Source organism: Streptomyces sp. SID486 (genome assembly GCF_009865385.1).
Taxonomy (GTDB): Bacteria; Actinomycetota; Actinomycetes; order Streptomycetales; family Streptomycetaceae; genus Streptomyces.
Genome location: NZ_WWJT01000250.1, coordinates 1 through 3365, shown reverse-complemented (window position 1 = coordinate 3365; position 3365 = coordinate 1). Strand labels below are relative to the sequence as shown.

The 3365-nt window shown below is 74.1% G+C and carries 3 protein-coding genes; 1 reads left to right on the top strand and 2 read right to left on the bottom strand.

The window, feature by feature from the left end; genetic code table 11:
- Nucleotides 1–2 precede the first annotated feature (2 nt).
- The gene (locus GT045_RS12440) at nucleotides 3–1826 is read left to right on the top strand and encodes a cellulase family glycosylhydrolase (RefSeq protein ID WP_345942627.1); all 1824 of its coding nucleotides are present in this window, start codon (nucleotides 3–5) and stop codon (nucleotides 1824–1826) included.
- A gap of 31 nt (nucleotides 1827–1857) precedes the next feature.
- On the opposite strand, the gene GT045_RS12435 is transcribed toward GT045_RS12440, so the two are convergent.
- Together GT045_RS12435 and GT045_RS12430 are read right to left on the bottom strand one after the other, a co-directional pair.
- Entirely contained in the window at nucleotides 1858–2316 is a 459-nt protein-coding gene (locus GT045_RS12435) for an SRPBCC family protein (RefSeq protein WP_161334194.1), read from the bottom strand.
- Between the two features lie 11 nt (nucleotides 2317–2327).
- A complete protein-coding gene (locus GT045_RS12430) occupies nucleotides 2328–3218 on the bottom strand; it encodes an RNA polymerase sigma-70 factor (protein ID WP_345942626.1) in 891 nt (296 codons plus the stop codon).
- Nucleotides 3219–3365: the final 147 nt, after the last annotated feature.

Genomic DNA, 3365 nt, shown 5'->3' with positions numbered 1-3365 from the left:
CCGTGGCCGCCGCGGCCGTCGAGGCGGCCGGCGGTGGGACGGACGCGGTCACCTGGGCCGCACCGCTGTCCACCCGGGGCCGTTACGTCGTCGACGCCCACGGCGACCGGTTCCGGCTGAAGGGGGCCAACTGGGACGGTGCGCAGGGCTCATGGACCGGCAGCGGCAGCGCCGACGATCCCGCCGCTCACCATGCCGGGCAGGACTCCCACGGCATCCCGCTCGGTCTGGACCGCGTGCCCCTGCCCCGACTGCTCGCCGACTTCCGGGCGCTGGGCGTCAACACCATCCGGTTGCCGTTCTCCAACGAGATGATCCACAGCACGGCGCCCGTCCCCGACGGCGCCGTCGCGGCCAACCCCGAACTCCGCGGCCGGACACCGCTGGAGGTCTACGACGCCGTGGTGGAGGCGCTGGACCGGGGCGGTTTCGCCGTCATCCTCAACAACCACACCAACACGTCCCGCTGGTGCTGCGGTGTCGACGGCAACGAGCGCTGGAACAGCGGGCAGACCACCGGCCACTGGGCGGACGACTGGGTGTTCATGGCCCGCCGCTACGCCTCGGTCCCGCGCGTGGTGGGCGCCGACCTGTACAACGAGGTCCGGCGGGACGTGCTGGACGACCCGAACTGGGGCCTCGGGGACGGCCACGACTGGTACGCCGCCGCACAACTGGCCGCCGACCGCATCCTCACCGAGGCGAACCCCCGCCTCCTCGTCGTGATCGAGGGGATCAACTGGACCGGTGTGCCGGTGGACGGGCTGCCGCACGGCCGGCCCGTCCTGACCCCCGCCCGCACCCTCTCGCACACCCTGGTGGACTCCCACAAGCTCGTCTACTCCGCCCACTTCTACGGCTACACCGGCCCGCACCACAGCGGCGCCACGGGCATCGGCGAGACCCACGACGCGCGCTACCAGGACCTGACCCGTCCGGAGCTGGCCGCGGCCCTCGACGACGAGGCGTTCTTCGCCGAGGAGGGCGGCCGGCACTACACCGCGCCCGTCTGGGTGAGCGAGTTCGGCATCGGCTCGAACGAGACGAACGCGGCGGCCCGCACCTGGTTCGGCAACATCACCGACTACTTCGCCGACCATGACGCCGACTTCGCGTTCTGGCCGCTGGTGGGCTTCGAGGGCCACGACGACTGGGCACTGCTGCGCTACGACGGCGCGGGACACCGCTCCGGCATCCTCGACGGCGGCGACTGGCGTGCCACCGCCTGGCAGCGTCTGACGACCGCGCCCGGCAGGAGCGGCGCCGTGACCTCCGGGCCCGTCTGGCGCATGCTCAGCACCGATCACGGCGACGCGGTGGCGTCGCTGCGGGTGCGTGCGGCGGGCGACTGGGACCCGGGGGCCCGCAAGGCCGCCTGCCCCGACGGCACGCGGCTGGCCGGCCTCGCTCACACCGGCGGGCGCGGCCTGTGCACCGACGCCGGGGCGGGAGAGCTGCGCGGCGCCGGGGCCCGGCAGACGGTCGTCACCGACGAACGCGACGTACCGCCCGGTGGCGACTGGGCGTCCGGCTACACCAAGTACCAGTGTCCCGCCGGGGAATTCCTCATCGGCTACAGCCTGCGCGGTGAACGCCTGTCGGCCGCGCTGTGCGCCCCCGCCCGGTCCGCTCTGCCGGGTGCCGGCCGTACCGTGTGGTTCGACCGGTCCGACAACCGTCCCGCCGACGCGGCCGGCGGCGACTTCGCGTACGGCAGCTACAAGGGGCAGTGCGCCGCGGACGAGTACGCGGCCGGGATCGCGTTCACCACCCGGGTCGGCAGCCGTCCGGGCCCCGCGGCCCTGCTCTGCCGGCCCCTGCCCTGACGGAAACCGCCCCCGGCGCCCCGCCCCCCGGTCACCTCCGGACGGCGCCCCGGGTGAGCGCGGCGTCCGCCGTGGCGAGGATGTTGCGGAAGGTGCCGAGGAGGACGGGCCGCACGAGGGCCCGGGTGAGGAAGGCGCCGAGGAACGGCACGCGGACCTCGGCGCGGGTCGTCCAGCTCACCCGGGTTCCGCCGGCGGTCTCGGTGAACGTCATGCGGCCGAGTTCGTGCCGGGACGGGGGCAGGCTGCGCTCCACCACGTACTCGGTGGCGTACGGCGGTTCGTAGCGGGTGATGCGTTCGCGGAACCAGCCCATCAGCCACAGGTGGGTGCGCACGGCACCGACCCCGTACGGGGCTTCCCGGCCGCCGCGCGTCAGGGCGCAGCGCACCGCCAGCGGCGAGGCCGTGTAGTTCGTCGTCGTGGTGAGCCAGCCGAACACGTCCTCGATCGGCGCGTCGATCACACGTTCCACGGTCATGGTCTCCATGGCGGGACTCCTCATCTGCCGAGGGTGCGCCGCGCGTCCGCGTGGCGCAGCTTGTCGGGGTTGCGCATGCCGTAGAGGCCGGTGATCCGTCCGTCGGCCAGCTCGAACGCGAGGAGCCAGTCGAGCCGTCCGCCGACGAGGAAGCGCGCCGCGGGCATGCCGTTGTACGCGGCGAGCGCGACGGTCGTCGCGGGGCTGGTGCGGGACGCCCCCACGGCGAACCTGGCGACGTCCTCCGGACCGGTGAGCGGGCGGCGGACGGCGGCGGCCTTCCCGCCGCCGTCCGCGATCAGCACCACGTCCGGTGCCAGCAGGTCCATCAGCGCCTGGACGTCACCGGTGGCCGCGGCGCGCAGGAACCGGTCGACGACGGCGCGCGCCGCGTCGGAGTCGGGCGCGAAGCGGCGGCGGCGCGCCTGGACGTGCCGCCGTGCGCGGTGGGCGGTCTGGCGCACCGTCACCTCGGTCCGGCCCGTCGAGGCGGCGATCTCGGCGTGGGTGTAACCGAACACGTCGTGCAGGACGAAGACCGCGCGTTCCAGCGGGCCCAGTGTCTCCAGGACCAGCATCAGCCCCATCGACACCGCCTCGGACAGGATGACGTCGTCGGCCACTTCGGGTGCGGTGCGGATCGGCTCGGGCAGCCAGGAACCGACGTACTCCTCGCGCCGGGCCCGCGCCGAGCGCAGGTGGTTGAGGCACTGGCGGGTCACCAGGCGGACCAGGTAGGCGCGCGGATACTCGACCGTGGCCCGATCGGCCGCGCTCCAGCGCAGGTAGCTCTCCTGGAGGACGTCCTCGGCGTCCTCGGCGCTGCCCAGCAGCTCGTACGCGAGGGTGAACAGCAGCGGACGGTGTTCGGTGAAGGGATCCTCGGCCATGCCCATCGAGACACCCGGCACGGGAGAAGCGTGACACCCCCCTGATGTGATTCACCTCATAGTGGCGGGTGACGGGTGGCGGGTGACGGGTGGCGGCGGGCGCGGGCCGGCGGGGCCCCCGGCCACCGACGGCTCCCGCACTCCCCGCCCCGGTGGCCCGCGCCCGTC